Here is a 26,466-nt window from a genome sequence, read left to right on the forward strand (position 1 = left end):
TGGATCGCCCGTGTGGACCGTACCGGCACAGGTGGGCTCGTCGTCACGGCAGACCCCGCGGCGCTGGCGGTGCGACATGAGCCGGGACGGCCGCCCGTGCTCGGCGACCTGGTGGCGGAGCACCTCGAACACTGGGGAGAGGTCTACGACTGGACCTACCGCTCCGGCCAGGGCGCACACCGCCCTGACCTCGATCTGTCCGGCTGGCGCGCCAGCGACACGGGCCGGCCCTTGCCCGCCGAGCACATGACCGAGTGGGCCGACCGCACCGCCGAACTGGTCCTGCGACACCGGCCTTCCCATCTGCTCGAGCTCGGCTGCGGAACCGGCATGCTGCTGCATCGTCTCCACCCCCACCTCAAGGGCTACGTGGGGACCGACATCGCCGAGCACGTCGTGACCCGGCTGAACGGGCTCGGCCTGGACGGCGTCACGGTCGTACGCGCCGCCGCCCACGAGATCAACGGCAGCACGGTGCGCTCCGCCGTGGCCCGGTTCGGCGAACGGCCCGACTGCGTTCTGCTCAACTCCGTCACCCAGTGTTTCCCCAGCGTGGAGTACCTGGCGGCGGTGCTTCACGACGCCATCGAACTCGTGGCGCCGGGAGGGACCGTGGTCGTCGGGGACGTACGCCACTCGGGACTGCTCGACGAGCACTGCCGCCTGCTCGAACCCGGATCAGCAGACCGGGCCGCGCAGCGTGCCGCCACCGACACCGAGCTGCTGCTCGACCCCGCGACGCTCGCCGCCGTGGCCGCGAGCGCGGGCCGGCGGGTCACCATCAGCCTGTTCGCCAAGACCCTCACGGCCGACACCGAGCTGACCCGATACCGGTTCGACGCCGTGCTGCACGTTGAGCCGCCGCAGGGCCCGCCCGCCACCACGCACCTGTGGGACGCTCTCGGGCCCGACCCGGTGGCCGCGCTGGCAGGGCTGGCGCGGCGAGGCGAACCCGTTCGGCTGGCCGGCATCCCCAACGGCCTGTTCGACCCCGGCACATCGGCTCCGACAGGGGCGAGCCTGCGGGCCATCCTGGAGGGAACGGAAGGGGTGGTGCTGCTCGACCCGGACGATCCCACGAGGCTGCAGGTCGCGATTCCGGCCGCGGTCGCCGCCATGGCACCCGACGTGCCGGCGGGAGTGGCCCGGCCGCACGAGCCGCTGGGCGCGTTCGCCCGGGCACGGCTGGCGGAAGTGGCCCGCCGAGAGCTCAGGCGTGCGGAGCTGCCGATCCCAGAGGAACTGACAACCCAGACCTCCAGCGGCCCCGGGCGCGACGCCGTCAGCCTCACACGCGAGGCGGTCGATGCCGATCTGGCCGGGCGCCTCGCCCTCGCACGCATGATTCCGGTCATGAGGGAGCGGAGGACAGCGGAGCCGGTGCCGGACACCGCACTCGCGCATCTCCCGCACGCCGTCCGGCGGTTCGACGAGATCGCGCTACGGGCGCTGACGAGGCTGATCGCCGACGCCGTGCCTTCCGGCAGACCGCAGACGGCCGAGCAGATCATGGCGACGCTCGGCGTGGCCTCCCGGCACGAATGGATCGTCAGGCGCTGGCTGGAGGTGCTGACGACCGAAGGGCTCGCTCGCCGCGATCCCGGCGGCCGGTTCGAGGTCGTGGACGCCGACATCCCGGCGCAGGACGACGGAGCGAGCCTGGATCGCGCCTGCGCCGAGCTGGGTTATCCCGAACAGATGGCGACCTTCTTCCGCACCGCTCTCGCCCGCCTTCCCGAGCTGCTCCGGGACGAGATCATGGCCCAGGCGCTGCTGTTCCCCGACGGGGACCTGCTCACCTCACTCAGCAAGGACCAGAACAACGTCAGCAACACCTACCTGAACGCCGCCATGGGGCACCTCGTGGCGCGGGCGGCGGTCAGCCGAGCCGAACCCCTGCGCGTGGTGGAGCTCGGTGGAGGCGCGGGCGGCAGTACCGCCGCAGCGCTGGACGGACTCGGCGCCGCGAAGGCCGACTACCTCTTCACCGACGTGTCCAGATTCTTCACGATGGCGGCCGAGGACCGGTTCGGCGACCGGCTCCGCTACGCCCTGCTGGACATCAACGCCGACCTCGTCGCCCAGGGAGCGGCACGCGGCGGCGCCGACCTGGTGATCGCCGCCAACGTGCTCCACTGCGCGCGGCACGCCGGACGATCCTTGCGTTGGATCAGGGAACTGCTGGCGCCCGGCGGGTTGGTAGTGGTCACCGAGGCGATCCGCGAGCACTACCTGGTGCTCGCCACCATGCAGTTCCTGCTGTCCTCCAGGGAAGGGGAGCCGGATCTCGGTGCCGGCGACCGTCGCGGCGGTACGGGCAAGGTCTTCTTCACCGGCAGGGAGCTTCCGGCCGAGCTGGCGGAGGCCGGGCTGCGCCCGATCCTCGAACTTCCGAAGGCCGATTCCCCGCTGGCCTCGCCCGCCCAGCACCTGTTCGTCGCGGCGAGGCTCTGACACTCCGGTACGGCGGGCGCGCGGGCCCGCCGTACCGGTCAGCGGGGGTCAGCCCAATGCCACCGGCAACCCGGCACGGAACAACTCCTGCTCCAGCCAGACCGCCGCCCGCACCCCATCGGCCGCGCTCGGCCCCACCAACGTCACCGGATCCGGCACCGCCTTCAGATGGGCCGCATCCCCGGCCGCGTAGACACCGGGCACGCTGGTCTTGCCGTACTCGTCTACCTCGACGCAACCATCGGGCAGCAGCGTGCACCCGAGCTGAACGGCCAGGTCGGTGTTCGGCCGGGTGGGCGCCCGATGGTAGACGGCCTCGCGCGCCAGCGTCGTCCCGTCCGTGAAGCTCAGGGCCAGCGCGCCCAGCTCGCCCTCGATGCCCGCCAGCCGCGTCTCGATCACCTGGACACCGCGGGCCTTGACGGCCGCGGCCACCGGTTCGGGCAGGGCGCTCGGGCCGTTCGTGCACAGCACCACGTCATCGCTGTATCGATCGGCGACATAGGCGGCCAGCATCGCCTCGAAGCCGTTCCCGACGACGGCGAGCACCTTCCCGTTCGTCTCGTAGCCGTGGCAGAAGGGGCAATGGAACACGCTCTTTCCCCACCGCTCCGCCAGCCCGGGAATCGCGACAGGCTCGTCGGTCAGCCCGCTGGCCAGCACCAACCGGGACGCCTCAACACGCTCGCCGTCCTCCAGGGTCAGCAGGAAACGGCCGGCCTCGCCCTCCGCCGAGCTCACACGCCCCTGCCTGAGCTCGACCGTCGGATAGGTGCTCACCTCGGTGCGGCCGTCGGCCAGCAACTCGGCGGGGGAACCGCCGTCCCTGCCGAGGAACATGTGCATCTCCGCGGCCGGCGCGTTACGCGGCCGGCCGGCGTCCACGACCAGGACCCGTCGCCGCTGCCGGCCCAGCACCAGTGCCGCGCTGAGCCCGGCGGGCCCGCCACCGACCACGACCACCTCGTACATCACGCGTCTCCTCCGTTGATGACGTGCATGCCTGGTTCGACGGGACCGATGGGCGAGGGCACCGGCTCGGCGCGGTCCCGCCCCTCGTACCTGCGCGGCCCGATCCGCACGTCGGCGAACCTGGACTCCGGCACCGTCACAGGCGCCCCAGGGGGCTCCAGGTTCAGTACAGCCCGGCCGCCGGGCGCGAGCCGATCGGCGAGCATCGTCCAGATCGCCTGCCGTCCGGCCGCGTCGAAGTGGCCGATGACGTTCATCGCGACGAGGGCGCCCAGCCGGTGTGGCAGCGCCGCCTCGAGAAGGTGCTCCGGGAGCACCGTCACCCGGTCACGCAGCTCCGCGTTCTCGCTCACCCGGGCCGGCAGGGTCGTCCGCGACGTCATCGACGGCTCTACGGCCACGATCTCCGCTTCGGCCACCGAGTTCGCGATCACCCGAGTGCCTTGTCCGCCGCCGGCGCCCACGTCCACGATCGGGCCGGTCGTCCCGCGCAGTGCCGCTGACAGCGGCGGACCCAGTCCTGCCCGGTGCGGCGCGAGCAGCACATCGACGAACTCTGCGGATCGCTCGTATTCGTCGGTCACGCTCACCTTCTAGTCAATTTGATAATCATTACCATTTTTTGAGACTAGAGATGAAAGGGAGTGACCGTCAAGGCTCCAGCCCGACCGGCCCGGCCGTGCGCTCTGCTCCATGCCGACCAACGCCAATCGGCAGGGGGGCGAGCGCAGGGATCAGACACCTCGACCAGGAGCTCGCGGCCGATGCTCTGAACGGCCCGTACCGACCCCCCAACCGCGACGCGGCTCTGCGGCCCGCTCGGATTCGAGCCTTCGCTCTGGGTAGGCAGACCTGGCCGGTACGCGCGGCCGGAGCTCCGCCTCGGCGAGATCCCATCGAATCCGGTGCTCCAGGTCGAGCCCGGGCCCAAGCTCGCCGTCCGCCGTCAGAACCTGCCGTCCACCCGCCCCCCTCCTGCGGTGTGCCGCAGCCATGTCCACCTGCACCGCAACCGCTTGCTCGGCACCGGCCACGAGCTCGAACCCCGCGTTCCGGAGCTCCTTCGCCGCACTCGCGAAGGTCTCGCCCACCGGTGACTCCGGGCACTCACGCCTCGGTCACCACGACGTCCTCGCTCCTGACGAACATGACGCGGTGGCCGAACTGGATCTGGTGGTACTCCTGGGCGCCGCGGACCACACGATGCTGCGTGGTGTCGAAGGTCGTCGCCTTGTAGAACTCGCCGGTCGTGGTCAGGCCGACCGTGTACGACTGCCCGGCCGCGAACGTGTACTGCAGCGGGATCAGCGGCTGCACCGCCACGCCCGGCGGGTACGCCGCCGCCTCCGGGTACGCGCGGCCGTACACGGGAACGGAGGCCAGGCCAGGCCGGGGCGTCGCCATCCGGGTCCGGCTGGGCACGGCCACGGGAGCGGAGCCCGGGTTGCGGAACCACGCCTTCTGGCCCAGGTACCAGATGGCGGTCCAGTCACCCCGCCGCTCGGCGACGACGTAGCGCTGCCCGGTGACGGCGCGGGCGGCGTGATCGTACACGCTGAACGTGGACTGGCCCGTCGGGTGCTTGCCGATGTCCTTGACGAGGGGCGACCCCTCGCGCGGCTCGGTGTGCAGCCAGACCGAGGCCGACCCGTGCGCCGGGCAGGCGGCTGCGGGGTGGCTCTTGTCGCAGCCGGTGTAGTGCGGACGGTTGCGGTCGTAGTCGGGCAGGATCATGACCGTGGCCGTGCCGGAATCGCCGTCGGGGCGCAGCGGAGCCCCCATCAGGTCGAAGAAGTGGGCCCAGTCCCAGTACGGGCCCGGGTCCTCGTGCATCCCCTTCACCTTCTCCGGCACCAGGCCGGGCACGTTGTCATGGCCGAGGATGTGGGCGCGATCCAGCGGGACGCCGAACCTGTCGGCCAGGTAACGCACGAGCTTGGCGGACGTGCGGTACATCGCCTCGGTGTACCAGGTGCCGCCGGCGGCGAGGAAGCCCTCGTGCTCCAGGCCGATCGCCTTGGCGTTGACGTACCAGTTGCCGGCGTGCCAGGCCACGTCCTTGGTGAGCACGTGCTGGGCGAGGTGACCGTCGTGTGAGCGCAGCGTGTAGTGCCAGCTCATCTCCGACGGGTCCTGTACGAGGGCGAGCGTCTTGTCGTACAGCTCCTCGGTGTCGTGGATGACGATGTAGTGGATCGTCTGGCTGGTGGGGCGGTCGGCGAGGTCGTGGTTGCCGTACTTGCCGTTCGGCAGTTGGCTGTAGGGCGCCGGGATCCACTCGCAGGGGAGCGAACCGGGACACTCCACGCCGTCGGCGCGGGCCAGATGGGGCAGGTCCAGCCTGGCCAGCCAGGAGCGGGACGGGTGCACCTCGGGAGAGGGCGGCAGCGTCACCTCCGTACCGGTGTCGGTCATCCGGGTGGCGCCCTCGTGGATGACCTCGTACACCTCGTCGGCGAAGCCCCCCGCGGTCTCCTCGGCCGTGGCGCCCGAGTAGCGCGCCACCGCGCCGTACCAGTCGGCGGGGTCGGCGCTCGGCGGGGCGCCCAGGGTGCGCTGGTAGTCGGCGAGCAGCGCCGCGCCGCCGTCGATGTTGGCGGCCGGGTCCTTGCGCAGGCGCTCGATGCTCTCCCCGGTCAGCTCGGCGGCACGGTCCAGGGTGTGCAGGGACGCGGGCAGGCCGTCCTGCCGCGCCGCCGGCTCGATGGGACGCAGCGCGGGCCGGGAGTCGTCGCCGCGGGGGTCCTCGTCCCCGTCGATGTGGTGGTGCCGCGAGGTGCTCAGCGCGGCACCGTCGGTGAGGTGCATGGGGCCGAACCCGGCGGCCGTACTGGGCTTGCCGCCGTTACAGTCCCAGCGCGACTCCATGTACGAGACGGCGAGCAGGACGCTCTCCGGTACGCCGTGTCTCCTCGCGGCCTGTTCGAACGCTTTCGGCATCGTGGTCATCACCACCACCTCCACCTGCACCGTCGCATGCATACGCGCCCAGCTAGGGGCGATATGTCATAGTTTTCCGCCTTCTTGTAGCAGTGCCTGCAGCCTTTAACCGTCCGCCGGACGATCCCTGCCTGCCAGCCCTGGCCGACCGCACCCGGACCTGGTACGCCCGGCACCACAGCCGGTCCGAGACCCGCGCCGTCCACAACGAGGCCGTCGCCCGGCCGGCCGAGCAATCGCGGCCCGGGCCTCGTACCCGGCCTGCGACCGCCTCGCCCTGCTCCTGCTGGGTCGGCACGGCGGCGGTGGCGGTGAAGGGCTCGCCGGAGATGACCACGGGCAGGTTGGGGTAGGGCGCGGCGTACTTGGCGATCCAGTGGTCGATGCCGAGGATCGGGCCGAGCACCTCACCGAAGAGGTTGACGTCGGCGGGAGCCTAGCGCCGAGGATCATGGGGTGAGGCCGGCTCCGTCCTCATGTATGCACGTTGAGAGCCGGCCGCGTCCAGAGGGTGAGATCGCTGCTGGTGGCAACGGCAAGGGTGAGGCCTGAAGGCGAGAATCCGGCGGCGCGGAAGGTGGAGTAGTTGGAGTGGAAGACGTGCCACCAGCCTTGTCCCGGCGGGTCCTTGTAGATGTCGCCGTCCGCAGAGAGCAGGACGCGGTCGTTGGGCCATTCGGGGCTGACGACGTCGAGGGCCCAGCCGTCCGGAGTGGTGTTGTGCAGGCCGCCGCCGAAGAGACCGGCGATGTGCACCCGGGTGTCCGCGATTGGCCCGAGATTGAGAATGTCAGCCTTTACTCAGCCGCCATGCATCGCTGGGAGTCGCATCGACGCGTCGTCTGGTTTTGGACATAGAGCCTGATCAGGCCGTAGGGGATCGAGATGTCGTGCCGCAGATCAAGGAGCGGCTGCGGGACCGAGCCGGCCGGCGAGCTGGGCAGGCAGTTCCGTTCCATCGTCGTCAACCTCAGGGATTGACGTGCCCGTGTTGTCGCTGCACAACCTGGGTGACACCGACGGCGGCCGCTTCACCGACCCGTCGTACGCCACCGGTACCCGGCGTTGTACTCACCCTCCAGGGGCGGCATTCGAGGGCAGCAGGGGTCCGAAGCCCACACCTTGCGGACTGCGGGCTGTCGCGTGCGTGTCGAAGGAGCCAGAACCGGGGCGGGGGCCTTGTCCACGTCCGCGTGTCGCTCCGGACGATGGAGGTCAGCTCGGCAGAATGTCCCGGTCGAAGATGTCGATCGGCAGATAGAGCGTCACCGTCGGATTCGGGATCGTGACGATACAACTGACATGGATCTTGACGGGCGCGACGCTGAGGATCACGTACGCCTGCTTGCCGCTGTAGCCCAGCCCCATCAGGTAGTCCACGGCCCGGTGGACCGCCTCCTGGGCCGCGAAGCTCGCGTCCTGATACCCCTGCTCCCTGCCGCGGAAGCAGAAGCCGGTGAAGCCGAGGTAGCGGGCGGCGCCGAGCTGAGCGACCAGTGGCGCTGGACGGACGATCGGCGTGGTGATCCGGTGGCGGGCCATGCCGTCCTTGATGACATGGAGCCGCAGCCAGCTGCGGCCGTCCATTTCCATCGCGTTGAAGCTGCATTCGCCGTCCGCCGCCGACAGATGGTGGTCGCCGAGCGACAGCAGCGCGCCGTCAACGAACACCGGGAAGTAGACCGTGGCTCCCGGGCCGAGCGTGTTGATGTCCATGTTGCCGCCGTTCTCCCGGGGCGGCTGGGTGCGGGCCGCCACTCGCGCGGCCTCGACTCCGAGGCCGCGCAGCAACGCGTTCCGGGGGTCGGGGGCGAAGGCGCGGCCGTCGGCGTACAGAGGGCTCTCGCGCATGTCCCACAGGCGCATCAGCTCGAACGACGGCGCGACCCCCATGGTTCCGGCATGTGGCTGGGCGGGGATGCGCACGCCGGGCACTTCGGGTGACTCCGCGATGGCGCCGCGGGCGTACCACGTCGATCGGTAACCGTCAGGAAAGGTCTCGCTGAGCAGCCCCGGCGTGCCGGGCAGGATGTTGGAGAAGGCGATGCCGCTCAGCGGCTCGACGCCGAGCACCTCCGCGACCAGCACGTCTCCGGGACGTGCGCCGTTGACGTAGACCGGTCCGGTCAGCGGGTGCATGCGGGACAGGTCGACCCGGCGCAGCTCGTCGAGGCTGCCGTTGTCGTGGATCTGATAGTCGTCGTAGGCGGCCGCCTCCAGGATCACCTCACCGCCCGGATCCACCGTCACAGCCGGGGGGATCTCGGGATGCCAGCGGTTGTGCCCGATCTCGGGTTGCTCGGCGAGTGGGACGCCGATGTCGCAGGTGAGGCGAGGCACGTCCAGATAGCGGTCGCTGTGGCGGGAGAACGGCTGCATCATGGGCCCTTACTGGTCGGGGCGGCGGTGAAGCGCACTGTGGTGAAGGGCGCACGCCATGCGGTGACCTCGGTCGCCAGCGTGGCGGGCGCGCCGTGGGGGGCGAGGGCGCGGGCGATGAAGACGGCCAGGGTGGACATGTCGTCCTCGTCCATGCCGATGCGGGTGATCTCCGGGGTGCCGAGCCGCAGGCCGTTCAGGTCGCCGGCCACCGGCTCCATGGGCAGACCGATGCCGCTTGCGAGCAGGTTGGCGGCACGCAGCCGGTGAGAGGCGTGCTGCCCGCCGCCGTAGCGGTGCGCGGGTACGGCGAACTGGTGCGACCTGCGCCTTCCAGTCGAGCAGCGTGACAGCGAGCGCGGCGATGCGGCCGGCATCGGAGTTGGCGGTCAGCCCGGGGTAGGCGATGGCGTCGAGGCGCTGCGCCAGCTCCTCGTCGTCGGTGACGATCAGCCCGCCGGGCGGCCCGCCGAGGCTCTTGTACGTACTCATCGTGACCAGGTGCGCGCCCTCGCGCAGCGGGTTCGGCCAGACACCGCTTGTCCGACCGCGGCGCCGGCTACTTCGCGGGTCAAACGCTCGCTCGCGGCGGACATCCAGGGACGGGGAAAGCGGGCAGGCATCACGGTCTCATCTCCGGGTTCTGGCACGTCTGGTTCGACGGTAAGCAGCGGCCGGCGGTCGACGCATCGGATCGATGCCGAGATCGTCCCCGTATGGTCTCGACATCTGTCGCACCCCGATGGAGAGAATCAGGCATGGATCTTCAGGACCTGCTCGAAGACCTCGCCCAGCGGCTCGGCCGCGGGCTGTTGCTGGACTCGACGGACGGCCGGCTGGTCGGCTACAGCAAGCAGGACGCACACGCGGACCCGGCCCGCGTCGCCTCGATCCTGTCGCGCCGGGTCGCGCCGGAGATCCGTGAATGGCAGAACCGGTACGGCATCGCCAGGGCGACCGGGATCGTCCGCCTGCCCCCGAACGCCGAGCTCGGCATAGGAGCTCGCTGGTGCGTCCCGGTCAGGCACGGCGGGCGATGCCTCGGCTATCTGTGGGCCCTCGCGGACGGCGAGGCGCTTGACGAGGTCGCGCTCGGCACGCTCACCGGTGGCGCCGGCGAACTGGCCCGGGTCCTCGCCGGGCGGAGCGGCGAGCGCGAGGTCCTGCTCCGCCGGTTACTCGATCCGGACCAGACCGGGGAAGCCGCCCGTGACCGGCTGGCCGTGCTCGATCCGTTGCTGCTCCGCTCCGAGGTTCTCCTCTGCGCCGCCGTGCCGATCAGCCGCAGCCGCGAACGCGTGCCCGCCCTGTCCGCCCGCGAGTTGGAGCGCCTCGGCGCGGCGCTGCCCCGGGCGTTCGTCTGCTTCGTCACCCCCACGCACGTGGCCGCACTGCTCCGGCACGGCCGCAGTGGTGCCACGGCCTTGGACGAGGGACTGCGAAAGGCCGCCCGTCGTCCCTTCGCCATCGGGATCGGCGATCCGGTGCCCTTCGAGGTGCCTGCGATACGCGAGGCGTACGGTCAGGCCAGGGCAGCCGCACAGGTGGCCGCGCTGGATCCGGCGTTGCCGCGTACCCTGCCCTGGTCGGCCGCCGGGCCGTACCGCATGCTGTTCCCCGTCGCGGCGCCGGGGCCGGACCCGGTGCTCGCCCCGCTGGAAGGTGACAGAGGCCTCCTGCACACCTTGGAGACGTACCTCGATGTCGGCTGTGACGTCCAACGCACAGCGGCGTCGCTGCACCTGCACCGGAGCACCGTCTACTACCGGCTTGACCGGATATCCGCGATGCTCGGCGCGGACCTCCACGACGGGTTGGTGCGTTCCCACCTGCACCTTGCCCTGAAGGCACGCCGTCTGAGCGGATGCGCCGCAGACTCGCCCGCATCGAACCCTCGGTCGTCCCCATGAAGGGAAGCCTGTTCCGCGGGCTGTGGCGCGCCCGCGCGTGACAGGGTGCCGGCGCCGGCGTGGCGGCCCCCGGGCCGGGAGCCGCCATCCATGGGGGCGTCAGCCGAACGCGCGGACCTCGAGCAGCCCCACCGAGCCCTGGCCGCTCTCCAGCACGACCCGCAGGCGGGTGGTGCTGACAGGGGTGAAGGTGACCCGGTTGTAGGTGCCGGCGTTGATCCCGTATCCGCTCGGCGCGGCCACGTCGGCGTACGCGCTGCCGTTCCAGTGCTGCAGCTTCCACGAGGCAGGCACGCGCACGCCTCCGCCGTCGTCGAAGAAGTAGACCTCCGCCGACTTGATCGTCCGGGCCGAGGACCAGGTCAGCTCGGCCCATTGGGAGCCGGTCTCGGGCCAGGTGCCCCAGCGCGGGCTGGGCACGACCCCGTCGTTGATCGCCGCGGCGCTCTCCCAGGGCGAGGTGTACGAGGCCGAGGGGGTGGCGCTCGCGGCCAGGTTGACCGGATCCGGGGTGGAGCCGCCGCCGAAGGCGAGGTCGTCGTCACTGAAGATCGGGTGAGCCGGGTTCACGTCCGCCTCGCCGCCGGCGCCGTCGCAGCGGCGGTCGGGATTGAACATCAGGTACGTCCCGGAGCCGCAGGCCGTGGCCGGCTCGGCGTCGCCGCCGATGTCCACGCTGCCGCTGAGGTTGGCCCCGCCCTGGACCAGGGCGCTGTTCTTCACCACCGCGTTGCCGGAGACGGTGGCGCCGCTGTTGACCCAGGCCAGGTCCTCGATGCGGGCGTTGCCGCTGACCGTGCTGTTGCCGTAGACGGCGGCTCGGGGGCCGACGTAGGCGGTGGCGGCCACGTTCGCCCGGTTGTCCACCCAGCCGCCGCCGTTGGAGTGCCAGTGCCCGTTGCCCGGCGCGGACGGCCGTACATGGCCCGGCTCGAAGCCCCACGGCGTGGCGCCCTGCAGGCGGAACTGGTACGGGTAGCGGTAGTTGCGGGGGTAGCCGTCGAGGAAGGCGTACTTGTGCACGGTTGCCGGCGCGCCGACGACCACGAGGTAGACGTCCTTCTCGCCCGGCTGGGTCTGGAAGGTCACCTCGCCGTTGGCGGAGGAGTGGACCGGGCCGTAGCGGGGCGTGCCGTTCTTCACCGCGACGAACCCGTACGACCAGCCGGACTGCGCGGAGGCGTTGATGTGGCCTCGGAAGCGCATCCGGATGAGGCCGCCGTCGCTGCTCGGGACGAGGCGGATCTTGTTGTAGCCGTAGTCGGACGGCGCGATGGCGTCGGAGACGCGGAAGTGCCCGGCCGAGGCGTTGACGGCCTCCACCGCCACGCCGTTGTAGGCGGTGACGAACGGATAGAGGCTGTTGATGAACGGCATGAAGTCGGCCCGGTTGGAGTAGTCCCAGGTGACGTTGCGCTGGGCGTACTCGCCGACGCGGCGGTTGAGCTCCGCCTGGTCGATGCCTGCGATGCGGCGGTAGACCTCCAGCGGGTGCTCGGTGTTCCTGGCCTCGTTCCAGAGGCGATTGAACATGGCCAGGCCGTCGCGGTCCTTGATGTACTGCAGCAGCATCCAGGCGCCGTAGTGGTGGCGGCTGCTGCTGTAGGCGAGGTTCTCGGTGCGGATGAACCTCGTGAGGTCGCCCGCGGCCGTCTTCGGGTAGACCTGCATCGCCATGAACTCGGCGCTGGCCTCCCAGAACGTCCCGGCGCTCGCGTGCGTGAACCCGTACCCGGGCCTGCCGAGGAACGTGTAGTTCTGGAACACGTGCGCCAGCTCGTGCGCCAGCCCCCACGACCCCGGTTGCGCGGCCCCGGGGGCGATGTTGATGACGCCGACCCTGCCGTCCGTCGAGCCGCCCGTCGCCCACGCGTCGAGCGGGGCGTTCGACCAGGTTCTGGTGATGATCACGATGATCTTGTGCTGGGCCAGCAGGCCCGTCTCGGGCGTGAACCGCATGGTGTTCACGTAGAAGGAGTAGAGGTTCTCCAACTGGCCGAGGATGTTGTCGGGGTCGAACCGGTACTGCGTGGGGGCGTTCCTGGGGTCGGTGCCCGACCGGTCGCCCCACAGGAGGATGAAGTTGGCCGACTCCTTCGTACGCGCCTGGACCCAGGGCACCTCGCCGCTGGTGGCCCAGCGCGACGGGATGTAGACCGTCTTGGCCAGGGCCGCGGATTGCGCGGGTGCCGTGGGCACGAATAACAGGCCGAGAAGCAGGACAAGGGCGGTGGCGACCGCCCGCGATCGTCTCATTAGCAGTCCTCCGGATCTGTTAGCGCTAACATCCTGAACGCGCTCGCGGTATGTCACATGGCTTTGAGCGGCTTGAGTTTCGACACCGCAACAAACTCTGTCAAGGTCCAGCGAGTCGTCCGTGAAGTATCGCCGTGGCGACCTGCGGGCGGGCCTGAAAGTTACATGGGCGCCTTTCCGGATCACGCCTTCGGGGGAGCGGGGGCCGGTGCGGGGCTCGAATGCTCGGCCCCGGCAGCGCCGGGCACCCGAGCTTCTCGTACAGCGCCCTGGCGGGTGCGTGGAAGGAGATGACCCCCGTTCCTGCGCGCCGTGTCGACGCTCCAGGCCACGTAGCCGGCGATGGCGTGGTCGGTCTCCGCGACCGAGACGTATTGGTGCGCGGAGGGTTGTGGAGCCCGGCGAGGTCGTGCGGAGTGAACGGGCGAAATGGACGTGCGCCTTTCAGTCCGGAGCGGCGCGACGCTCGGGCTCGACTCCCGCTTCCACGTTTCGGATCTTCATCGATAGGGTTGAGCCGTCGACCGGCGGCGCTGGTGTGCCAGGTGAAGGCGGAGGTTGTCATGGACCTTTCCGGTGTGGGCGTGTGGAGCCACCATCTGCGTTACGGCGACCCGGGTGAAGCCGCCGACGCGGCCGCGGAGCTCGAGGAGCTGGGATTTCGCGCCCTGTGGTTCCCGGACGCCGGAGGGCCGGTCTTCGACGCGGTCACCAACCTGCTGACCGCCACCCGCGAGATCGTCGTGGCCACGGGCATTCTCAACCTCTGGATGCACGAACCCGCCGGCGTCGCCGCTGCCTACGCGTCCGTGTCCGCCACGTACGCCGGCCGCTTCCTGATGGGCATCGGCGTGAGCCACGCGGTGGCGATCAACACCGACCAGGAGCCGGCTCGCTACCGCAGACCGATGGAGGCGATGAGGGCCTTCCTCGACGAGCTCGACCAGGCGGATCAGCCCGTGCCCACCGCGAACCGGGTGCTGGCCGCGCTCGGCCCGAAGATGCTGGACCTGGCCGCGAAGCGGGCGCGCGGCGCCCACCCCTATCTCGTCACCCCTGAGCACACCCGGCGCGCGCGAGCCGCACTGGGCGACGGCCCGCTCCTGCTTCCGGAGCAGACGGTGATCCTGTGCAGGGACAGGCAGGAGGCGCGGGCGATCGGCGATGGCTGGCTGCGGAGCTACCTGGCCCTGCCCAACTACGCCAACAACCTGCTCCGCCTCGGCTACTCGCCCGAAGAGCTGGCCTCGGTGAGCGATCGCCTGTTCGACGACGTGATCGCGTGGGGGAACGAGGAGGCGATCCTGCGCCGGCTGGACGAGCACCGCGCGGCCGGAGCGGATCATGTGTGCGTGCAGGTGGTGACCGCCGACTCGAACGTGCTCCCCCGGCGGGAGTGGCGCCTGCTCGCCGCCGCCCTGCGATGAGCGTCGGCACCTGACCGGGGCACCAGGGTCACCTCGGGCGGTGAGCGTCATAGTGTCATGGTCATGCACCTGGCATGCGCTCCCTGGAGCGCCTGAGGAGAAAGGTGACGGCCGATGCGTTCCCCCCTCTCGGTCGTTCTGGTCGCCGTGTTGTGCGTGATCCTGCCCGTACCCGCCGCGGGAGCGACCGGCGACGTCCCCGACGACCAGCCCTTACCGGGCTACACCATCGACAACCCGCCCCTGGCCCCGGCCGTCGTGAACGGTAAGCCGACCCGGGTCCACCAGGGCGTTCACGAGCATGCGGCCTTCGACATCGAGGTGCCGCCGCGCTGGAACGGCGACCTGGTGATGTGGGCGCACGGATACCGCGGTGCCACGCGGGTGCTCACCGTGGACCCGCCCGGCTACGGCCTGCGGCAGCGCCTGCTGGAGCAGGGATACGCCTGGGCCGCCTCCTCCTACTACGCCAACGACTACGACGTGCGGGCGGGCGTGCTCAGCACCCGCGACCTCGTCGAGCGCTTCACGAGGACGGTGGGCCGGCCGCACCGCACGTACATCGCGGGCGTGTCCATGGGTGGTCACGTCACGGCCCGCTCCATCGAGCAGTACCCCGGCCTGTACGACGCCGCGCTGCCCATGTGCGGGGTGCTCGGCGACCACGAGCTGTTCGACTTCTTCCTCGACTTCCAGCTCGTCGCGCAGGACCTGGCCGACGTGCCCGCCTACCCGATCCCGGAGGACTACGCGACCTCGGTCGTGCCGCAGATCAAGGAGCGGCTGGGGCTGACCGGCGGGACCGAGCCGGCCGGCGAGCTCGGCAGGCAGTTCCGCTCCATCGTCGTCAACCTCAGCGGCGGGGAGCGTCCCGGGGCCGGGGCGGCGTTCGCGTACTGGCAGGACTTCCTGTTCGGGCTGGCCGACGCCGACGAGGGCGGCACCCTGGCGCAGGAGCCGGCCAGGGTGGCGACCAACCGCGGCACCGTCTACCGCCCCGCCACGCCCGTGAACGTCAACGCGAGCGTCCAGCGGGTGGATCCGGCCGACCCGGTGGCACGCCGGACGTGGCGGCTGACCGAGGTGCCCGGCGTCTCGGGCAGGATCGGCGTGCCCGTGTTGTCACTGCACAACCTGGGTGACAACTTCGTGCCGTTCTCGATGGAGCAGTACTACCGGGCCGACGTGGCCTCTCACGGCCGGTCCCAGCTGCTGGTGCAGCGGGCGATCCGCGCGGCGGGGCACTGCGAGTTCAGCGACGCCGAGGCCGGCGCGGCCTGGGACGACCTCGTACGGTGGCAGCGCACCGGCCGGCGCCCCCTGGGCGACGACGTGACCAGCCCCGCCACGCTGGCCGACCCCGCCTACGGCTGCCGCTTCACCGATCCGTCGGCCTACGCCACCGGCACCCGGCCGCTGTACTCGGCCTGTCCGGCCTGATCAAGTTCGCGGGACCGGGGCTCATCCCCGGTCCGCGACGCTCCCCGCGGGCACCGGGCGGGCGACCGCCGCCAGGCGGGCGGCCACGTCGGCCAGGTCCAGCGCGTTGACCTGCTCGGCCCGGGCAACGGACTCGGCGGCGATCTGCCTGCCGTCCAGGAGCTGCTGCATCGCCCAGACGGTCCGGAAGCCGAGCCGCGGCACGTCACACAGGGCCGTGGAGGTGATCGTGCCGGATTCGACGAACGTCCGCGCCGTCTCGGGCGAGCCGAAACCGGAGACCGCGACCCGGCCGGCGCTGCCCGGCGGCGCCCGGCCGCCCTTCGCCGGTGTGCGGACTCGTGCCAGGGGTAGCGCAAGCCCTATGCCCGAGGTACTGCTGGGACGCTACCGGCTGATGACGGAGCTGGGCCGTGGCGGCATGGGCCAGGTGTGGCGCGGCCACGACGAACTGCTCGACCGCGAGGTCGCGATCAAGGTGATCGCCGACGGGATCGACCGGCCGGAGAACGAGCCGCTGATCCGGCGGAGCCTTCGCGAGGCGCGCATCGCCGCAAGGCTGAGTCACTCCAACATCGCCGACGTCTATGACGTGATCGAGGACGACGGGCGGCTCTGGATCGTGTTACAGCTGGTCCCGGCTCCGTCGCTCGGGCAGCTGATAGCCGAGAACGGTCCGCTCCCGCCGTTGCGGGCGGCCCGGGTGGGGCTGGACGTGCTGGCCGCGTTGGAGGCCGCGCACGCCGCCGGGGTCGTGCACCGTGACGTCAAGCCGGGCAACATCCTGCTGCCGGAGGGCGGGGGCGCGGTGCTGACCGATTTCGGTATCGCGGCCGTCGCGAACGACGACGACCCCCTCACCCATCCCGACGTGGTGCCCGGCACCCCCGCCTACATCGCGCCGGAGCGGGCCGTCGGCTCGGCCGCCGGCCCGGCCTCGGACCTGTGGTCGCTGGGCGCCACCCTGTACACCGCGGTCGAAGGCCGCCCGCCCTTCGCGCGTGACACCGCGATGGACACATTGGTCGCCATCGTCCATGACGCGCCGCAACCGTTCGAGCGCGCCGGAGCGCTCGCCGGGGCGATCTCCGCGTTGCTCCACAAGGACCCGGACAGACGGCCGGACATCGCCCGGGCGCGGGAGATGCTGCAGGCGCTGGTCTCCTGGGACCCGCCCGTCCGGACGGCTCCCACGGCCACCACCGGGTACGGGCAGGTGCGGCGCCGCGCCAGGCATCTGGCGGCCGCGGTCCTGACGCTCGCCACGTGTTCCGCGGCCGTCACGCTTCCTGAGCTCGCCGAACGCCCTCGTGGTCCGGCGCCACAGGCCGTCGCGCCCCCGCAGCGGGTTCAGCACGACGCCGTGGCCGGGGTGGTTCAGCGGATACCGAAGAAGCGGCCGGTCGCCGCTGCGGCCGGTGCTGAACCGCCTCCGACCAGGGCCGACCGGCCGCCGGCCGCCGGCGCGTCCGGCTACGACCAGAAGGCCGAGCATCCGGGGAAGGGCAATGGCGGCAAGGGCAAAGGCAGCATCGGCAAAGGTGACAAGGGGCGAGGCGACAAGGGCAGAGGGAGCAAACGCCACAAGGGGTAGACACGCCGCATGTGCGTCGGCCCGGCTCATGGCCGGGTCGCGTTGTCGATGAGGAGGCGAGCCTGGCGAGGCGAGAACAGGTAGGTCGTCTCGCCGCCGCAGACCCCGTCCGATTCGCCGGGGCGCTTGATCCAGAGCAGCGCGGCCAGGCCCGGCCGGGTCACCTCGGTGGTGGGCGGCCGGCCCAGCGCCTGGTGGCGAGGATTGCACCACTCGTTGCGCGGAGGCGGCCCCAGGCCGTTCCGCGAGGTGTCGATGACGAATTCGCGGTTCCCCACCAGGTCGGCCAGCTCCCTGCCCCAGCGGTAGCTCGCGTCGGTGGTCTGACGGTTGGACACGTTGACCGCGAAACCCTCGGCGTGCTGGATGCCCGAGGCCAGGAGGCGTTCGGCCATCTCGCCCGTGGAGCGCCAGGCGCTGTGGCCGGCGTCGAGGTAGACGTGATGGCCGGCCCGCGCCAGGCGGAGCACGTTCCTCTTCAGCAGCGCGGCGCGCTCGGGGGTGAAGCAGTCGGCGGCGACGGCGTCGGGCTCCATGATGATGGCGGTCCTCGTGGCGCCGAGCCGCCGCGTCAGCTGACGGATGAAGCGATCGTAGGCCTGGTCGGTGCCCGCGCCCTGGTCCTTGGCGCACCCGCGATGGGGCAGGTTGTAGGCGACCAGGACGGGCAGCGTGCCCTGGACGCGCGCGGCCGACGCCACCGCGGGAAGCGGCTTCAGGTCCGGCGGGCCGTTGATCCAGCGGGCCTGCGGCCGGCTCGTGATCGGCGTGAGCCAGGCCGCGCCGTTGGCCCTCTGGTACAGGGCCGCGGCGCTGTCGGTGTCGAGGTGGAGCCTGGCGTCCTTGAAGGGATGCCGGAGCGGGGCGTAGGTCACTCGCGGTGGCCACGGGCGCAGGTCGGTGTCCGGCACCCGCCCGCATCCGGCCAGCAGAAGCAGGATCGCCAGCGCCACCGGCGCGCCTCTCACGACGACCTCCTTGGCTGCCAGAAGCCGCTGACCCGGTAGATCCGCACGCCGTTGTCCCCGGTGCCGAAGGTGATCTCGGCGATCGCGTGCTTGCGTGCCTCGAGCAACGTGGGGTACCGCTTGGCGTCGGGGCTGTCGTAGTACCAGTTCGGCACGACGAGATAGTCGATCCGCCTGAGCGTGCGGGCCACGGCGGGGTCGGTGTCCAGCTTGTACGCGATGATCGGCCGCGGCGAGAAGCCCTTGTAGTGCACCAGGTCGGTCCAGATGGCGTCGTGCACCACGAGCACCTTGTTCCTGGGCACGTTGTCGGCGACCCATTCGGTGGCCGATCGCAGCGGCGGCGCCTCGCGTGCGGTCATCATCGTCGACAGCGCCGGGGCCCAGACGGCGGCGAGCGCCACGGCACACGCGCCCGCCGCCAGCTGCGGCAGGTGGCGGCCCCGCCCCACGAGCCACCGTACGGCGCCGCCGATCTGCTCGGCCGCTCCGGCGATCATGAGGGCGCTCCACGGCAGCAGCGTGATGACGTGCATATACGGCACGTATCCGCCGCGGATCAGCAAGAGCCACTGAACGACCAGGATCACCGCCGCCGGCCGCAACCGGGGGACGACCAGCGCCACCGGCAGCGCGGCGAGCGCGCCGATCAACAGGCGCTGGTCGAGGCCGAGCCAGCTCGTGAGCAGGTCGCGTGCGGGGCTGTCCGGGTCGAGCACCGAGCCCGACGGCTGGCGCCCGGCGAGCTGCCAAGAGGCGGTCTCCAGGAGGCTGTTGTGGCCTTGACCGGGGAACAGCTCACCCTTGTAGATCGCGAACAGCGGGTAGAGCGACATCAACAGGATCCCGGTGAACGCGGCCATGACGATGACCTGCGGCCGATTGCGCCGGTCGAGGTTCTGCGCCATGGCGTACGCGAACGCGGGCAAGGTCACCAGCGCGGTCTCCTTGGTCAGCGCGGCGAGCGCGAAGGCCGCGGCGGCGCCCATGGCGGCGCCGATGGTCCGGCGCGGTGAGTAGGCCAGCACGAACGCCAGCAGCAGCCAGGGGGTGACCAGGTTGTCGAGAAAGGTCCAGCGCGTGTAGGTGACCGCGACCGGGCTGAGCGCGAGGAGCAGGACGGCCGCCGCCGATCCGGCGCGGGTCAGGCCGATCCGCCGGCCGAGGGCGAACAGCAGCGCGCAGGAGAAGAGCTTGGCGATCAGCATGCACTCGTTGCCGAAGTCGATGGCGCTGTCGTAGCGGTTGAAGCCGTTGGTCAAGATCGACCACAGCGCCATCTGGAGCCAGCCCGCCGGGGTGTGGTCGTAGAAGTAGGAGTAGGGGGACAGCGCGCCCTCGTACTGCACGGACCAGGCCTGAGAGAGGTAGGTGCCGGGATCGTCCACCCAACGGGGATAGGTGGACATTCCCCAGACGTGCACCACACCGGCGACGGCCAGCATCGGGGCCAGGAGCAGCAGGCTGAGCCGGTGCAATCCCAGCCAGGTCCGGGCGAGGTACCGGAGACGATGGCGGGCCGAGACCCGCTTGCGGATCTCGCCCGTGGTGTCGAGCGCGATCGTCATGTCGGCACCAGCATGTGATCGCCGGAATCCTCGTCGATGTGCCGCCGGTCGAGGTGACTGCCTTGATGCGTCGTCTTGACCCAGTCAGTCCTGCCGCGCACGTGCCTGAGGATCGCCCATAGCGCGGCGTACGACAGCGCCAACTGGTACGGGTAGGCGCCGAGGACCAGGCCGGCGTAGTCGCGCAGCCTGACCCGCTCCTCGAAGGTCCGGCCGAACTGCGCCAGCAACTGGACGTCGAGCAGCGAGTTGAGCAGTGTGATCGCCAGGGGGAGGGTCGCCACCAGGGTGATGGCCACCGGCGCCTTGTGCGACAGCGCCAGCAGCAGCGCGACCGGTGCCAGTACGGCGACGAACGCCTGGAAGAACTGGAAGCCGAGGACGTACACGGCGAGCACGCGCTGCGTCCGGGTCGGCAGCTGGAGCCATTCGCCCGTCAGGAAGACCTGGATGAAGCCCTGCATCCAGCGCACGCGCTGGCGTACCAGTGCGGGCAGGCTCTCGGGCGTCTCCTCCCTGGTCACCATCTCGTCGATGTAGACCACGTCGACGGGGTAGCGCAGCACCGACGCGGCGATACCGATCTTGCAGTCCTCGGTGAGACAGTTCTCGTCCCAGTAACGCCCGTAGCGTACCTTGAGCTCCTCCAGGAGCTGGCGGCGGAAGAAGACCGTGTTACCCCCGAGCGGCATCACGCCGATCCGGGCCTGCATCTTGAGCCGGGACTGGAACCACTTGAAGTACTCCAGGCAGTTGGCCGCCCGCCACCAGGCGCTGGTGTGGGCGTGCCACCAGCCGCGACCGGCTCCGGCCTGCAGCCGGCAGCCGAAGTTCATCAGCTGCACTCCGCACTGCACGATGCCCGCCCGGGTCCGGCGGAAGCGGTGGTCGACCACCCGCAAGAGGCCGGGGTGGAACAGATCTTCGGCGTCGGCCACGCCCACCCACTCGAACGCGATGCCCTCGCGCTCGAGCGTGCGCATGGCGGCGTTGAGCGCGATGGGCTTGTTGTGGAGGTCGGTGTCCGGCGGATATTCGCAGACCATGATCCGGTCCGGGTGCTCGCGGGCCTTGGCCGCGGCGATCGCCGCGGTGCCGGGATCGTCGGGAGGGTCGACGATCGCGATCACCCTGTAGTCGGGGTGGTCCAAGGTCGCCAGGCGCTCCAGAGTGTGGCCCGCCACGGCCTCCTCGAACCGCATCGGGACCAGGATCACTCCGGGCAGGCGCGGTTCGTCCGGGTCGCCGTACCGGTGCGGGTCGTTGTGCTCCGGCCACCACCACTTGTACAGCTGGAAGATCAGCGTGGTCCCTGCGACCAGCAGCATGAACAGGGAGACGCCGAGCAGGAAGTAGTCCACGAAGGCGGCCGCGGCCAGCACCAGCAGGACGCTGGCCAGGGCGCCGAGGAGGACCCGGGGGTGCGCCAGGCCGCTGCTTCGAAGCGGCGAGAACGACCAGTACTTGTCGGAGGAGAAGTTCACGACGGCGCCGGCCACCACGAGCCCCCAGTAGGCGGCGGCGGTGCCGGTCACCGGCGCCAGGAACGGGAAGGCCACCATGTTGAGGACCGCGCTGGCCCCGCGGGCGATCTGGAAGCGCCGCCATCGTGTCCCCAGGCTCAATGCCGAACCCGAGATGCGGGGATGCCAGGTCAGCAGGTAGTTGGCGGCGAAGCTGGCCTGCAGGGTGATCGCGAACTGCAGGACGTTGGCGACGGCCGGTGTCAGGCCCAGCCGCATGAAGGTCGCCAGGAGGACGTGGCCCAGTATCGCCACGGAAACACCGACGAGGACGAACAGCCAATGCTCGCGACGTAAGGGGAAACGCACGTTGAGGGCTCTCTCTGGGCCGCTGGCTTCCGGAACCGTCCCCGGCTACCCCTTCCCGTATCGCTCTAGGCCTTTACCGCGGAAATGACCAGAAGTCAGGTATGACAACCGCCGCGATCCGTGGGGGCAGCCGGGCGAGGCTCGTCCATCGGGCCGGAGCCGCCGTGCCGCGCCGGCCCCGGGACGCAGCTCGCGGAGCGGGTGGTAGGGCGATCGGCGTTGTCCCTGCTGGGGCTCGTACGGCACGCGGCCGAGTCCGAGCGCTTCTGGTTCCGCCGGGTGATGGCGGGGCAGGAGCCCTCGCCCCTGTTCTCGTCTCCGACCGCTCCCGGCGGCGCGTTCGAGGTGGCGGGTGCGGACGCGCGGATGGTCGCCCGGGCGTGGCAGGCGTGGCAGGCGTGGCGGGCACGCGACATAACGGCCATGCGGACATGCTGCGGGAGCAGATCGATGGAGCGGTAGGACTCTGACCGACCTGATCGCAGGTAGGTTCCCCGCCGCGCGACCCGCGCGGCGGGAAACCGTTAGCCGGAGCCGAGCGAGCCGACCGTCACCCGCCACTCGCGCAGCCGGCGATCCTTGGTGACCTGCAGCTGCGTGTAGGGGTCCTGGTCGACGAGCGCCTGCGCCGCGGCCTCGTCCTCCGCCTGGAGGACGATCATGCCGGCCGTCAGGTCCGTGTAGGGGCCGGCCGCGACGAGGCTGCCCTGCTCGTGGAGCTTGTTCAGGTGGGCGAGATGGTCCTCGCGGTGCTCCGCTCTCAGCGGGGTGTCGTTGTAGCCGTAGGTCACGACGAACAGTGCCATGTGGGGATACTCCCTTTCGTTTCTAGCGTCGGGTGATCGGTCCCAGCCCGTACACCCGGCGCGCGTTGGCGGCGAAGACGGCGTGCTGGTCGGCGGGCGGGAGGTGGGCGAGCGCGTCCTTCCACGCGCCGACCAGCCGCGGCATGGTGGTCCAGAGCTTCTCGACCGGGAAGTTGGTGCCGAACATGGCCCGGCCGGCGCCGAACCAGCCGATCACCTGGTCGGCGACCAAGGAGATGACCTCGGGATCCACCCGGTGGACGAAGGTGCCCTGCCCGGTGAGCTTGACCACGACGTTCGGCCGCTCGGCCAGCGCGGCCATCCCCGCCCGCCACGGCTCCAGGTACTCCTGGCCGATGAGCATGCCCGCGTGCACGAGGACGAAGGTGACGTCCGGGAAGGCCGCCGCCAGGTCGACCGCATCCGGCATCTGCTCGGGAAAGACCTGCAGCTCGAACAGCCAGCCGCGGTCGGCGAGCGCGCCGATGTTCTTACGGAAGACCGGGTCCCTCATGCGGTCGGGGGCGGTGGCGAACCGGAACTCCGGGCGCTCGTGCCAGTGCAGTTGCTGCCGGATCCCCCGGATCAGCGGTGTGAGCGCGGCCTGCCGTCGCATGGTCATCGGAGCGTCCTCGTCGAACATGTCGGCCGCTCCGATGACGGCCATCGGCCACCCCGACTCCTGATGAACCTCGTGGAGCCAGCGCACCTCGTCCACCACCCGGTCGAGCGGCCAGTTCGTCTGCACGTAGACCGACTCACGGATGTCCGAGGCCGTGGCTTCGGCGATGTACTCGCCGATCAGGTAGTCCCGCCTGATCGGCTCGTAGGGCCCGAAGATCCGCGGCACCATCGGGCCGGACAGCCACGGCAGGTCCCCGGTCCGCCAGACGTGATGGTGCGAGTCGACGATGTCGCCGGTGTAGCGGCTCGCCTCCGACATGACGATCACTCCCTGCCCAAGGTCTGTACCTGCTCGTACGCCGTCCGCAGGTCACGTACGCCCGCGAGCGCGTCCACACTGCCGAGCACGGCCGCCATGCCGCGGGTGACCGGCCGGTACGCCGGGTCGCAGGCGAGCGGCGTCCACCACAGCAACCGGTGGCCCAGCAGCGACAACCGCCGTACAGCCGCCTGCATGGGCCGGCAGTCGCCGCGTTCCAGGCCGTCCGAGAGCACGATCACCAGGGCGCCGCGCGCCACGGTGACATGGCGGGCGTTGCCGAGGAACTCCTGGAGCGAGGCGCCGATCCGCGTCCCGCCCTCCGCGTCCAGGACGACCTCGCTCAGCGAGCCGACGGCCGTGTCGACATCGCGGGCCCGCAGCGGCCCGGTGACACGGGTCAGCCGGGTGCCGAAGGTGAACACCTCCACGCGGTCGAGGCGGCCGACCACGGCGTGGGCGAAACGCAGGTAGTGGGCGCTGTGCCGCTTCATCGACCCGGACACGTCGATGAGCAGCAGCACCCGGCGCTGCCGCCGCGGACGGTTCCGCCGCCGCAACGTCACGATCTCGCCCTGGCTGCGCCAGGACTCGCGGCAGATCCTGGCGACGTCGATCCACGGACCTCGCCGGGCGGGCCGGCGGCGGCGCGACCGGACCGTCGGCACCGCGCCGCGCAGTTCCCGCCGCAGCAGTGAGAGCACTGCCCGGTCGTCGTCGCTCGCCGGGCCGAACACCGGGCGCCTGTCGCGCTCCGAGGAGCCGGCCTCGAGGCCCGCCTCCCCGCCGAACGCCGCCGTGAAGGGAGCCTCGTCCCCCTTCCCGCGCGGCACGGGGGTCTCCTCGTCGGGGGATTCCTGATCGCGGGCGGGCCGTGTCGCGACCTCCCCGAACCAGCGCTCGAACGTGGGGGAGTACACCTCCAGGTCCTCGCGGGAGACGGTGAGCGTGCTCGCCCCGATCCAGTAGAGGTGCGTGGCGTCGCGCGGGCCGACGGCCTCGATCGCCTGGAGGAAGACCCGCTGCTTGGCCACCGGCACGCGCAGGCCCTGATCGTTCAGGTCCCGCAGGAACCCGTGCACGTGATCGCCGATGCGCGCGACGAGGGACCGCTCAGTCACGGAACACCTCCGCGGCATGACGGCTGAGGAGGGCCAGGTCCTCCTCGTGCTTGACGAGCAGCCCCGCGGACCGGCGCATCGCCTCCGGCCAGCTCGAACCCTCGCGGGTCAGCGCCTGCACGCCGCGGGCCCAGGAGGTCGACTCCGCGATGCCCGGCCGCTTCAGCAGGGCCAGTCCGCGGATCCGGTGCACGGCGGCCACGAGGCGGGCCGCGCTCCTCTCGTCCAGGCCGGGCGCCTGCGCCTGGATGATCGCCCGCTCGCGTTCGGCGTCGGGGAAGGGGATCCAGTGGTACAGGCACCGCCGCTTGAGCGCGTCGTGCAGTTCGCGGGTCCGGTTCGAGGTGAGGATGACGAACGGGACGCTCGCCGCCCTGATGGTGCCGATCTCCGGGATGGTGATCTGGAACTCGCCTAGGAACTCCAGCAGGAACGCCTCGAACTCGCTGTCCGCACGATCGATCTCGTCGATCAGCAGCACCGCGCCGGATGCCGCCCGCAACGACCGCAGCAGCGGGCGCTGCAGCAGGAACTCCTCGCGGTACAGGTCGCCGACGCCGCGCCCCTCCACCTCGGCGGCCCGCAGGGACAGCAGCTGCTTCGGGTAGTCCCACTCGTACAGGGCCTGGGAGGCGTCCAGCCCCTCGTAGCACTGCAGCCGGATCAGCTCGCGGTCGAGGACCCGGGCCAGGACATTCGCGATCTCCGTCTTGCCGACCCCCGGCTCGCCCTCCAGCAGCAGCGGAAGCCCGAGCACGTCCGCCAGGCCGACGGCGGTGAGCAGGCCCTCGTCGGCCAGGTAACCCTCCGCGCCCAGCCGGCTGCCCAGCGCGCCCCGATCAACCGGCACGGCCGGCCCGCAGCTCGTCGAGTCCGCGCAGCACCTTCTCCGGAGTGAACGGCATGCTCGTCAGCCGTACGCCGACCGCGTCGTACACCGCGTTGGCGATCGCGGGGATCGGCGCGTTCGCCGTCATCTCGCCGATCCCCTTGGCCCCGAACGGCCCGTTGGCGGCGGGCCGTTCGAGGAACACGCTGGTCTGCTCCGGGATGTCGGCCGGCCCGGGCATCAGGTACTCGACGAAATCGACAGGGCCGTGCTCGCGCGACCGCGGATAGTACGGCTCGGTCGACTCGAACAGCGCATGCGACAGGCCCATCCAGGCGCCGCCCTCGACCTGCTGCGTCGCGAGGGCCGGGTTGAGCGCCCGGCCGATCTCGTACGTGTTGTAGAGCCGTAGCACCTCGATGACACCGGTCTCGTCGTCGACCTCGACCTCGGCCACCGTGCACGCGTGCGCCTGGCAGGAGTCCGGGTCCATCTCGCCGGTCTCCGGCACCGGTGTGCTCGGCTCCTTGAGGAAGATGCCCCGGCCGGAGATGGTCCGGCCCTGCCGGAAGTGCGCGGCGAGCGCGACGTCGCTGATGTGGATCTTCATCTCCGACGATCCCTTGAGACGGACGAAGCCCGTGCCGTCGGTCTCCAGATCGTCCGCGTCGACCTCCAGCTCGTCGGCGGCGACCTGGAGCATGACATCCCTCGCCTCGCGCGCCGCCATGATCACGGCGTTGCCGATGCGGTGGGTGCCGCGGCTGGCGAACGTTCCCATGCAGTGCGGGCCGGTGTCCGTGTCGGCGGTGTCGACGATGATGTTCTCGATCGGGATGCCGAGCGTCTCCGCCGCGCACTGAGCGATGACCGTCCGCAGCCCCTGGCCGAGATCCACCGAGGAGAGCGTGACGACGAACCCGCCCATGGTGGTGGCGTGGACGAGTGCCTGAGAGGGGTCGCCGCCGAGGTTCATCCCGGTCGGGTAGTTGACCGCCGCGTACCCGCGCCCGTGCCGTGACGCCAT

The 26,466-nt window shown here is 70.9% G+C and carries 23 protein-coding genes; 6 read left to right on the forward strand and 17 right to left on the reverse strand.

Going from position 1 to position 26,466, the window contains the following annotated elements:
• The first annotated feature begins 12 nt into the window (after positions 1-12).
• On the forward strand, positions 13-2,454 hold the full coding sequence (locus ACBJ59_RS09015) for a methyltransferase (protein ID WP_375109683.1): 2,442 nt from the start codon (positions 13-15) through the stop codon (positions 2,452-2,454).
• 48 nt (positions 2,455-2,502) lie between these two features.
• On the opposite strand, the gene ACBJ59_RS09020 is transcribed toward ACBJ59_RS09015, so the two are convergent.
• The 7 genes from ACBJ59_RS09020 to ACBJ59_RS09050 form a co-directional block, all read right to left on the reverse strand.
• On the reverse strand, positions 2,503-3,426 hold the full coding sequence (locus ACBJ59_RS09020) for an NAD(P)/FAD-dependent oxidoreductase (protein ID WP_375109684.1): 924 nt from the start codon (positions 3,424-3,426) through the stop codon (positions 2,503-2,505).
• A complete protein-coding gene (locus ACBJ59_RS09025) occupies positions 3,426-4,010 on the reverse strand; it encodes a class I SAM-dependent methyltransferase (RefSeq protein ID WP_375109685.1) in 585 nt (194 codons plus the stop codon). Before ACBJ59_RS09025 ends, ACBJ59_RS09020 begins: the two co-directional genes overlap by 1 nt.
• Before the next feature lie 523 nt (positions 4,011-4,533).
• A complete protein-coding gene (locus tag ACBJ59_RS09030) occupies positions 4,534-6,408 on the reverse strand; it encodes an N-acetylmuramoyl-L-alanine amidase (RefSeq protein WP_375109686.1) in 1,875 nt (624 codons plus the stop codon).
• A gap of 10 nt (positions 6,409-6,418) precedes the next feature.
• Entirely contained in the window at positions 6,419-6,772 is a 354-nt protein-coding gene (locus ACBJ59_RS09035; protein WP_375109687.1) for a hypothetical protein, read from the reverse strand.
• A gap of 68 nt (positions 6,773-6,840) precedes the next feature.
• Positions 6,841-7,122, reverse strand: a complete 282-nt coding sequence (locus ACBJ59_RS09040) for a hypothetical protein (RefSeq protein ID WP_375109688.1) — start codon at positions 7,120-7,122, stop codon at positions 6,841-6,843.
• Between the two features lie 459 nt (positions 7,123-7,581).
• Positions 7,582-8,748 (reverse strand): acetamidase/formamidase family protein, encoded by a 1,167-nt coding sequence (locus ACBJ59_RS09045; protein WP_375109689.1) that lies wholly within the window; start codon positions 8,746-8,748, stop codon positions 7,582-7,584.
• Positions 8,745-9,122 carry a hypothetical protein gene (locus ACBJ59_RS09050; RefSeq protein WP_375109690.1) on the reverse strand — a complete coding sequence of 126 codons (378 nt, stop codon included), beginning with the start codon at positions 9,120-9,122 and terminating at the stop codon, positions 8,745-8,747. Before ACBJ59_RS09050 ends, ACBJ59_RS09045 begins: the two co-directional genes overlap by 4 nt.
• A gap of 381 nt (positions 9,123-9,503) precedes the next feature.
• On the opposite strand from ACBJ59_RS09050, the gene ACBJ59_RS09055 reads away from it, so the two are divergent.
• Entirely contained in the window at positions 9,504-10,655 is a 1,152-nt protein-coding gene (locus ACBJ59_RS09055; RefSeq protein WP_375109691.1) for a PucR family transcriptional regulator, read from the forward strand.
• A 99-nt stretch (positions 10,656-10,754) separates the two neighbouring features.
• Here ACBJ59_RS09055 and ACBJ59_RS09060 read toward each other — a convergent pair whose 3' ends face one another.
• Entirely contained in the window at positions 10,755-12,911 is a 2,157-nt protein-coding gene (locus ACBJ59_RS09060) for a DUF6055 domain-containing protein (RefSeq protein WP_375109692.1), read from the reverse strand.
• A 563-nt stretch (positions 12,912-13,474) separates the two neighbouring features.
• On the opposite strand from ACBJ59_RS09060, the gene ACBJ59_RS09065 reads away from it, so the two are divergent.
• Positions 13,475-14,338 (forward strand): LLM class F420-dependent oxidoreductase, encoded by an 864-nt coding sequence (locus tag ACBJ59_RS09065; protein WP_375109693.1) that lies wholly within the window; start codon positions 13,475-13,477, stop codon positions 14,336-14,338.
• 114 nt (positions 14,339-14,452) lie between these two features.
• Positions 14,453-15,778, forward strand: a complete 1,326-nt coding sequence (locus ACBJ59_RS09070; RefSeq protein WP_375109694.1) for a DUF6351 family protein — start codon at positions 14,453-14,455, stop codon at positions 15,776-15,778.
• Positions 15,779-15,799: 21 nt separating this feature from the next.
• Here ACBJ59_RS09070 and ACBJ59_RS09075 read toward each other — a convergent pair whose 3' ends face one another.
• Positions 15,800-15,949 carry a hypothetical protein gene (locus tag ACBJ59_RS09075; RefSeq protein WP_375109695.1) on the reverse strand — a complete coding sequence of 50 codons (150 nt, stop codon included), beginning with the start codon at positions 15,947-15,949 and terminating at the stop codon, positions 15,800-15,802.
• Positions 15,950-16,142: 193 nt separating this feature from the next.
• Here ACBJ59_RS09075 and ACBJ59_RS09080 point away from each other — a divergent pair, with 193 nt between their 5' ends.
• Complete coding sequence (locus ACBJ59_RS09080) at positions 16,143-17,372, forward strand: serine/threonine-protein kinase (protein ID WP_375109696.1); 1,230 nt, start codon at positions 16,143-16,145, stop codon at positions 17,370-17,372.
• Positions 17,373-17,398: 26 nt separating this feature from the next.
• Here the strand turns inward: ACBJ59_RS09080 and ACBJ59_RS09085 are convergent, their stop codons facing one another.
• From ACBJ59_RS09085 to ACBJ59_RS09095, 3 genes are read right to left on the reverse strand one after another with little or no spacing between them, the layout of a single operon-like run.
• Positions 17,399-18,340, reverse strand: a complete 942-nt coding sequence (locus ACBJ59_RS09085) for a glycoside hydrolase family 6 protein (RefSeq protein WP_375109697.1) — start codon at positions 18,338-18,340, stop codon at positions 17,399-17,401.
• Positions 18,337-19,908 (reverse strand): glycosyltransferase family 39 protein, encoded by a 1,572-nt coding sequence (locus tag ACBJ59_RS09090; RefSeq protein ID WP_375109698.1) that lies wholly within the window; start codon positions 19,906-19,908, stop codon positions 18,337-18,339. The genes ACBJ59_RS09085 and ACBJ59_RS09090 overlap by 4 nt, the downstream gene beginning before the upstream one ends.
• Positions 19,905-21,740, reverse strand: coding sequence for a glycosyltransferase (locus ACBJ59_RS09095; RefSeq protein ID WP_375109699.1), 1,836 nt, complete (start codon positions 21,738-21,740; stop codon positions 19,905-19,907). The genes ACBJ59_RS09090 and ACBJ59_RS09095 overlap by 4 nt, the downstream gene beginning before the upstream one ends.
• Positions 21,741-21,941: 201 nt before the next feature.
• Between ACBJ59_RS09095 and ACBJ59_RS09100 the strand changes: the two genes are divergently transcribed.
• Positions 21,942-22,202 carry a DUF664 domain-containing protein gene (locus ACBJ59_RS09100; RefSeq protein WP_375109700.1) on the forward strand — a complete coding sequence of 87 codons (261 nt, stop codon included), beginning with the start codon at positions 21,942-21,944 and terminating at the stop codon, positions 22,200-22,202.
• Between the two features lie 62 nt (positions 22,203-22,264).
• On the opposite strand, the gene ACBJ59_RS09105 is transcribed toward ACBJ59_RS09100, so the two are convergent.
• The 5 genes from ACBJ59_RS09105 to ACBJ59_RS09125 are packed head-to-tail and all read right to left on the reverse strand — an operon-like array spanning position 22,265 to position 26,466.
• Positions 22,265-22,546, reverse strand: coding sequence for a YciI family protein (locus ACBJ59_RS09105; RefSeq protein WP_375109701.1), 282 nt, complete (start codon positions 22,544-22,546; stop codon positions 22,265-22,267).
• Positions 22,547-22,568: 22 nt separating this feature from the next.
• Positions 22,569-23,489 carry an amidohydrolase family protein gene (locus ACBJ59_RS09110; protein ID WP_375109702.1) on the reverse strand — a complete coding sequence of 307 codons (921 nt, stop codon included), beginning with the start codon at positions 23,487-23,489 and terminating at the stop codon, positions 22,569-22,571.
• A 5-nt stretch (positions 23,490-23,494) separates the two neighbouring features.
• Positions 23,495-24,610, reverse strand: a complete 1,116-nt coding sequence (locus ACBJ59_RS09115) for a VWA domain-containing protein (RefSeq protein ID WP_375109703.1) — start codon at positions 24,608-24,610, stop codon at positions 23,495-23,497.
• The gene (locus tag ACBJ59_RS09120; protein ID WP_375109704.1) at positions 24,603-25,460 is read right to left on the reverse strand and encodes an AAA family ATPase; all 858 of its coding nucleotides are present in this window, start codon (positions 25,458-25,460) and stop codon (positions 24,603-24,605) included. The genes ACBJ59_RS09115 and ACBJ59_RS09120 overlap by 8 nt, the downstream gene beginning before the upstream one ends.
• The gene (locus tag ACBJ59_RS09125) at positions 25,450-26,466 is read right to left on the reverse strand and encodes a xanthine dehydrogenase family protein molybdopterin-binding subunit (RefSeq protein WP_375109705.1); all 1,017 of its coding nucleotides are present in this window, start codon (positions 26,464-26,466) and stop codon (positions 25,450-25,452) included. Before ACBJ59_RS09125 ends, ACBJ59_RS09120 begins: the two co-directional genes overlap by 11 nt.

It is taken from the genome of Nonomuraea sp. MTCD27, from assembly GCF_041950495.1.
In the GTDB taxonomy this organism is placed as follows: Bacteria; Actinomycetota; Actinomycetes; order Streptosporangiales; family Streptosporangiaceae; genus Nonomuraea.